General features: G+C 29.9%; 8 protein-coding genes. All 8 read left to right on the forward strand.

The genetic code is table 11. The features are described from left to right. The first annotated feature begins 187 nt into the window (after positions 1 to 187). The 8 genes from IR152_RS13595 (at position 188) to IR152_RS13630 (ending at position 7,420) form a co-directional block, all read left to right on the forward strand. Positions 188 to 1,165: a biotin--[acetyl-CoA-carboxylase] ligase gene (locus IR152_RS13595; protein ID WP_227452486.1), complete on the forward strand. Its 978-nt coding sequence runs from the start codon at positions 188 to 190 to the stop codon at positions 1,163 to 1,165. Next, the gene (locus IR152_RS13600) at positions 1,158 to 2,117 is read left to right on the forward strand and encodes a P1 family peptidase (RefSeq protein ID WP_227452487.1); all 960 of its coding nucleotides are present in this window, start codon (positions 1,158 to 1,160) and stop codon (positions 2,115 to 2,117) included. The genes IR152_RS13595 and IR152_RS13600 overlap by 8 nt, the downstream gene beginning before the upstream one ends. A gap of 184 nt (positions 2,118 to 2,301) precedes the next feature. Then, a complete protein-coding gene (locus IR152_RS13605) occupies positions 2,302 to 2,892 on the forward strand; it encodes an ECF transporter S component (RefSeq protein ID WP_227452488.1) in 591 nt (196 codons plus the stop codon). An 18-nt stretch (positions 2,893 to 2,910) separates the two neighbouring features. Further along, entirely contained in the window at positions 2,911 to 3,681 is a 771-nt protein-coding gene (locus IR152_RS13610) for a type III pantothenate kinase (protein ID WP_227452489.1), read from the forward strand. A gap of 135 nt (positions 3,682 to 3,816) precedes the next feature. Continuing rightward, entirely contained in the window at positions 3,817 to 4,785 is a 969-nt protein-coding gene (dusB, locus tag IR152_RS13615) for a tRNA dihydrouridine synthase DusB (protein WP_227452490.1), read from the forward strand. A gap of 108 nt (positions 4,786 to 4,893) precedes the next feature. Beyond that, complete coding sequence (gene greA, locus IR152_RS13620) at positions 4,894 to 5,373, forward strand: transcription elongation factor GreA (RefSeq protein ID WP_021386470.1); 480 nt, start codon at positions 4,894 to 4,896, stop codon at positions 5,371 to 5,373. A 14-nt stretch (positions 5,374 to 5,387) separates the two neighbouring features. Further along, on the forward strand, positions 5,388 to 6,917 hold the full coding sequence (gene lysS, locus IR152_RS13625; RefSeq protein WP_227452491.1) for a lysine--tRNA ligase: 1,530 nt from the start codon (positions 5,388 to 5,390) through the stop codon (positions 6,915 to 6,917). A gap of 308 nt (positions 6,918 to 7,225) precedes the next feature. Then, positions 7,226 to 7,420, forward strand: coding sequence for a hypothetical protein (locus IR152_RS13630; RefSeq protein ID WP_227452492.1), 195 nt, complete (start codon positions 7,226 to 7,228; stop codon positions 7,418 to 7,420). The last annotated feature ends 302 nt before the right edge of the window (positions 7,421 to 7,722 follow it).

Genomic DNA, 7,722 nt, shown 5'->3' on the forward strand with positions numbered 1-7,722 from the left:
TTCAGTTTTTTATTATTTTAAAAATATTTAAGTAAAATATAAAATCATCAATATAAAATATAAACCTAACTATGATAATAATTAAAAAGGAAATTTAAAATTAATAGTATTAAAAGTAGATTAATAATGTATAATTATTTATTAGAAGAAAATAAGTCATGAAATCATGTCATATTAGAGGTGAAATATGCGAGATAAGATAATAGAGATTATATTAAATAATAAATCTGAATTTATTTCAGGAGAGGAATTATCAAAACAATTAGGGGTATCACGTGCAGCTATATGGAAACATATGAAGGCTCTAAAAGAAGAAGGATATAATATAGAGTCTGTAAATAAGAAAGGTTATAGATTATCAGAAAACCCGACTGATTTATTAAGTCCTCAAAATATTTATTATAAATTAGATACGGAGTTTATTGGAAAGAATATCATACATCTTGAAACTATAGACTCAACTAATGAATATGCAAAAAGAATAGCTACAAATAATATAGATGGAACTGTGATTTTAAGTGAACATCAGGAAATGGGAAAAGGTCGATTGGGAAGAACATGGGAATCCAAACCTCATGAAGGAGTCTGGATGAGTATTATTTTGAAACCAGATATGGAGCCATTTAAAGCACCATTTATAACTTTAATAGCAGGAGCAAGTGTAACAAAGGCTTTAAATAAATTAGGAGCAAATACCCTAATAAAATGGCCAAACGATGTTATTTTAAATGGTAAAAAAATATGTGGTATATTAACGGAGTTATCTGCTGAGATTGAAAGAACGAATTATGTTGTTCTTGGAATTGGAATAAATGTTAAGACAATGGATTTTGAACCAGAAATAGCCGAAAAAGCTACATCACTATATAAAGAAGGATATAAATTATCTAGAGTAGATATTGTTAGAAATGTATTGACTGAATTTGAAAAATTATATTTAGACTATATTGTAAATAATTCTAGAGAAAAAACTTTAAAAATGTGTAGAGATTATTCTGCAATTATAGATAAAAATATATATGTATTAAAAGGCACTGATAAGGAATTAGTGAAATGTTTGGACATAAATGAGGATGGAAATCTGCTAGTTCAAAGTAGTGATGGAAATGTAAAAGAAATCATTTCAGGTGAAGTTTCTATAAGAGGAGAAAAAGGATATGTATAATAATATTTTGGATGTAGAAGGTCTAAAGGTTGGGCAAGTGGAGGATAGAGATGGTCTTACTGGATGTACAGTAGTAATATGTGAAGAAGGAGCTACTTGTGGTGTTGATGTAAGAGGTTCTGCTCCAGGAACTAGAGAAACCGATTTATTAGACCCTGTAAATATGGTTCAAAAAGTTCATGCAGTAGTTTTAGCTGGAGGTTCTGCATATGGTCTTGAATCTACTTGTGGTGTAAGTAGATACTTAGAGGAAAAAGGAATTGGATTTGATGTAGGTGTTGGAAAAGTACCTATAGTTGTTGGAGCAGTTTTATTTGATTTAGGTGCAGGAGATTTTAAGTGTAGACCAGATTTACAAATGGGTTATAGAGCTTGTGAAGTTGCAAGTAAAGATATTTTAAATCAAGGAAATTATGGAGCTGGATGTGGAGCCACTGTTGGAAAGATAAGAGGTCAGGAATATGCTATGAAAGGTGGCATAGGTAGTTATTCCATAAAATTAGATAATGGTCTAATTGTATCTGCATTAATTGCTGTAAATGCTCTTGGAGATGTTTATGAAAATGGTAAGGTTATAGCTGGTGCTTTAAATGATAAAAAGACAGAAACAATTGATACATATAAATTAATGAAACAAGGCGAAAGTAAGGGTGGATTTAGTATAGATAATACTACAATTGGGATAATTGCAACAAATGCTAAGTTAACCAAAGCTGGATGTAAAAAGATATCTCAAATGGGACATGATGGATATGCTAAAGCTATTTTTCCTATCCATACACCTCATGATGGAGATACAATATTCACAATATCAACAGAAGAAATAGAAGCAGATATAACATTAGTAGGTTCATTGGCTGTAGAGGTTGTGGAAAAAAGTATAATAAATGCAGTAAAAAAAGCGGATAGTGTAGAAAATATAATAGCATATAAAGATATAGTAAAAAAATGAGAAATATGATGAAATTAGCATATTTTTCTTGTCAAATTGTTGACAATAGCAACTCATCTTGATAAAATTATTCTTGTTAGAGCGGGCATCCTACAATGGTAGCTTGACTCATAATTACAAGAAAAAAGACAAAAAAATTAAGTAGTCCGGCATCGTAATGAGCTGGAACGGAGGTGTATTTTTTATGATGAACACAAGTGCATCAGTAAGAAAAGTAAATGTAAGAAAGATGACTATAATAGGAGTACTATCAGCTATTTCTATTATGCTATCTATGACTCCATTGGGATTTATTCCAGTTGGACCTACAAAAGCAACTATAATGCATATACCAGTTATTATTGGAGCTATTATGGAGGGACCAATAGTTGGGGGAGCAATAGGATTTATATTTGGGATATCAAGTCTCTTAAATGCTATAATAAACTCAACAGTAACATCTTTTGTTTTTATAAATCCATTAGTTTCAATATTACCAAGAGTTATGATAGGTGTATTGGCTTATTATGTATATCAGCTAGTAATTAAGTCTACAAATAAGGTATACATATCAGGCTTAATTACAGGAGCCATAGGTTCTCTGTTAAATACAGCTGGAGTTTTAGGAATGATATATGTCCTATATGCTGACAAGTATCTTCATGCAATGGGTCAAAGTGGTTCAGCAGGAAAAGCAATAATGGCTCTTGCTGCAGCAAATGGAGTGCCAGAAGCAATAGTAGGAGCTTTAGTAGTAGCTGCTGTTGCCACTGTACTTAAGAAAAGCAAAAAATAGAAAGAAGGTTAGTGACATATGCTTCTAGTATTTGATGTTGGAAATACTAATATGGTTTTAGGTATATATAAAGGTGACAAATTAGTTAATTATTGGAGAATTAAAACAGATAGAGAAAAAACATCTGATGAATATGGAATTCTAATAAGTAACTTATTTGATTATGATAATGTAAATATAAATGATATTGATGATGTTATAATATCATCTGTAGTTCCAAATGTTATGCATTCTCTTGAAAACTTTTGTATAAAGTACTGTAACAAACAGCCATTAATAGTAGGTCCAGGCATAAAAACAGGTCTAAATATAAAATATGATAATCCAAAACAAGTTGGGGCAGATAGAATAGTTAATGCTGTAGCAGGGATAGAAAAGTATGGAGCACCAAGTATACTTGTTGATTTTGGAACAGCAACTACATTTTGTGCTATCTCTGAAAAAGGTGAATATCTAGGTGGAACAATAGCACCAGGAATAAAAATATCTAGTGAGGCGTTATTTCAAAGTGCGTCTAAATTACCTAGAGTAGAATTAGCTAAGCCAGGTATGACTATTTGTAAGAGTACTGTATCAGCCATGCAATCTGGAATAATTTATGGATATGTTGGTTTAGTTGACAAAATAATAAGTATGATGAAGAAAGAATTGAATTGTGATGATGTTAAGGTTATAGCTACAGGTGGATTAGCTAAACTGATTGCTTCAGAGACGAAAAGTATAGATTATGTAGATGGTTTTTTAACACTAGAAGGATTGAGAATAATATATGAAAAAAACCAAGAATAATTAGTATACAGGGAATTGGGTTATATATCCAATTCCCTTTTTATGATAGATTTTTAGATTTGTGTGGTATATTATAATGAGGAAATATGAATTTAAAGTTAAATTACAAAATAAAGGAAAAATAGGAGAAAAACAATGAAAATAGGAAATTTAGAATTGAAAGATAAAGTTTTTCTATCACCTATGGCAGGGGTAACAGACCTTCCATTTAGATTAATTTGTAAAGAACAAGGCTGTGGACTTTTATATACAGAAATGATAAATGGTAAGGCACTTTGCTATAATGATGAAAATACTAAAAAAATGCTTAAGATAGAAGAGGAAGAACATCCTGTAGCGGTTCAGATATTCGGTTCAGAGCCAGATTTTATGGGAAGAGCAGCAGAGATAATGAATGATTATTCAAATGAGATTCTCGATATAAATATGGGATGCCCAGCTCCAAAAGTAGTTAAAAATGGAGATGGTTCAGCACTTATGAAAAATCCTAAGCTTGCAGAGAAGGTATTAAAGGCAGTAGTAAAGAATTCAAAAAAGCCAGTAACTTTAAAAATAAGAAAAGGATGGGATGACAATAGTGTAAATGCTGTTGAGATAGCAAAGATAGCAGAAGCTTGTGGAATAAGTGCTTTAGCAATACATGGAAGAACTAGAGAGCAATTTTATACAGGTAAAGCAGATTGGGATATAATTGCAGAGATTAAGAAAAATTTAAACATACCTGTTATAGGAAATGGTGATGTATTTACAATAGAAGATTCAATAAATATGTTAGACAAAACTGGTTGTGATGCTATAATGATAGGTAGGGGTGCTCAAGGGAACCCTTGGATATTTAAAAGAATAAACCATTATATGAATACAGGCGAGATTTTGCCAGAGCCAACTCTTAACGAAAAAATAAGTACTGCCATTAAACATTTAAAACTTGCAGTAGAAGAACATGGAGAGTATGTAGCTGTAAGGGAAATGAGAAAACACATCGCTTGGTATTTAAAAGGTCTTAGAAACTCTGCAAGATTAAGAGACGAGATTAATAAAATAGAAGATTATCAAGAAGTTGTGTCGAAATTGGAGTACTATATGGAAGACTCCTTGACATAAAAATAATAGTGACTTATAATATAGCGCATAAATTAAAAAAAGATTATAAAATTTTTAAAATATAATTAGGAAAATTCCTAAGAAATTTGTGAAGGAGTTGTATTTATAATGGAAGAGAATAAAGAGTTTTTATTGACACAAGAGGGATATGATAAATTAGAAGAAGAATTAGAAAATTTAAAAGTTGTAAAGAGAAAAGAAGTTGCAGAGAGAATAAAGGTCGCGATATCTTTTGGGGATTTATCTGAAAATGCTGAGTATGATGAGGCTAAAAAGGAACAGGCACAAGTTGAAGAAAGAATTCTAAAATTAGAAAATATGGTTAGAAAAGCTGTTATCATAGATGAAAGCAAAATAGACCTTAATGTTGTTACAATAGGTTCAATAGTTAAAGTTAAGGATTTAGAATTTGATGAAGATGTTGAATATACTATAGTTGGTTCGACAGAAGCAGACCCATATGATGGTAAAATATCAAACGAATCTCCTGTAGGGAAAGCACTTTTAGGAAGAGCTGTAAAAGAGGTTGTGGAAGTGCAAGTTCCTGATGGAGTTGCTAAGTTTGAAATATTAGAAATAAGAAGATAATCTGGAGGAAAAAAATGAAAAATAATCAACAAAGCAATGAAGAAGCACAAATTCAAGAAGACCTTAGTGAAGTACTTCAAGTAAGAAGAGATAAACTAAAAAAATTACAAGAATCAGGTAGAGATCCTTTTAAAGAAAGTAGATATGATAGAACTCATTATTCTATGGAGATAAAAGATAACTTTGATTCTCTTGAAGGTAAAACTACAAAAATAGCAGGACGTATAATGAGCAAGAGAATACAAGGGAAAGCTGGTTTTATAGATATTCAAGACCAAGAGGGAAGAATTCAATCTTATGTAAGACTAGATGCTATAGGAGAGGAAGAATATAGTGTATTTTCAACATATGATATTGGAGATATAGTTGGAATTGAAGGAGAAATATTTAAAACTAAAAAGGGTGAAATATCTGTAAAGGCTAAATCTGTGGTATTGCTATGTAAATCTTTACAGATTCTACCAGAAAAATATCATGGATTAAAAGATCAAGAACTAAGATATAGACAAAGATATGTTGACTTGATAGTAAATCCAGAAGTAAAAAATGCTTTCTTAATTAGAACAAAAGCATTAAAAGCATTAAGAGCATACTTAGATGATAGAGGATTTTTAGAAGTTGAGACTCCAATATTAAATACTATAGCAGGTGGAGCAAATGCTAGACCATTTATAACTAATCATAATACTTTACATATACCAATGTATTTAAGAATAGCAAATGAATTATATTTAAAGAGACTTATTGTTGGTGGATTTGATAAAGTTTATGAAATGGGAAGAATGTTCAGAAATGAAGGTATGGATTTAAAACATAATCCTGAATATACTGCAATAGAACTATATCAAGCATATTCAGATTATACTGATATGATGGAAATAACAGAAAATGTTATTGCACATATGGCTGAAGTTGCTACAGGAAGTATGATAATTAACTATCAAGGAACAGAAATAAACTTTACACCTCCTTGGAAGAGAATGAGTATGGAAGATTGTGTTAAAGAATATTCTGGGGTAGATTTTTCTACTATAAATACAGATGAAGAAGCATTAGAGGTTGCTAGAGAAAAAGGTATAGAGATAAAACCTGGAATGAGAAGAGGAGAAGTAATAAATGCTTTCTTTGAAGAATTTGGAGAGGATAAATTAATCCAACCAACATTTATAACTCATCATCCAGTTGAAGTATCTCCATTATCTAAGAGAAATGCTGAAGACCCAAGAAGAACTGATAGATTTGAGGCATTTGCTAATAGGTGGGAATTAGCTAATGCATTCTCTGAACTTAATGACCCAATTGACCAAAAAGGAAGATTTATAGACCAATTGAGAAAAAGAGAATTAGGTGATGATGAAGCTTTTGAAATGGATGAAGATTTCCTAAAAGCATTAGAGGTAGGTCTACCTCCTACAGGAGGACTAGGAATAGGTATAGATAGAGTAATTATGTTATTAACTAACTCTCCATCTATAAGAGATGTATTATTATTCCCTACTATGAAACCTATTGATAACAATCCAAATAAAGAAGAAGAGAACTAAGAAACATTAGCATTCTACTAAATTTTAAATAAAGTTTAGCTATTAAATTAGCAATAAATAGCTTTATTTTATTTAAAATGTCAATGTAGAATGCTTTTTATATGCTTTAAAGAGCCTTTTATATATTTAATTTATAAATTCCCAACAAACATTAGAAATTGATATTAGTTTTTGTTGATTGAGACTTTATATTTAGAAAATATGATTGAAAGTAATTTATTATGAAAATATTTAGAGTAATTTTTGAGAAGGTAAAAGGAATAATTTATGAGAATACTATATATAAAAAATTATTGGGGGAATGTCTAATGTTTCAAGTAATTAATTTTTTATGTTTATTTTGTATTGGATTTTTGGTTCTTGATGTTATGATATATTTTTGTAAAGATGCAATGGATATTTTTGAAAGTACAACTAATGTTAATAAAGTTAAGAGTATAAACGTTTGGGCAGATAGAGTTAGAGCTAATTCATATTCTTATGAAAATAAAATTGCAAAATAGGTAAAAGTGTATATGCATGTATTGTTTGTAATATCAAGGGTTATATCTATTAGTTTTAATTAAGTTTATTAAAAAAACAAAGAGTTATAACCTTTTTTAAAATAAAAAACAAAAAAAGTATTGACTAAATGTTTTTAAGATGATATAGTATTACTTGTACCTAAGAAAAGGGCAAACATAAAAAATGAACTTTGAAAATTAAACAGTAGGTTAATTTATAAAACAAGAAACAAACCATAAAGCCAGATATTTTGATAACAATAGTATCTGAGCCTGATAAACTTTTATTTGAGAGTTTGATC

Origin of the sequence: Clostridioides sp. ES-S-0108-01, assembly GCF_020662285.1 — a bacterium.
GTDB lineage: Bacteria > Bacillota > Clostridia > Peptostreptococcales > Peptostreptococcaceae > Clostridioides.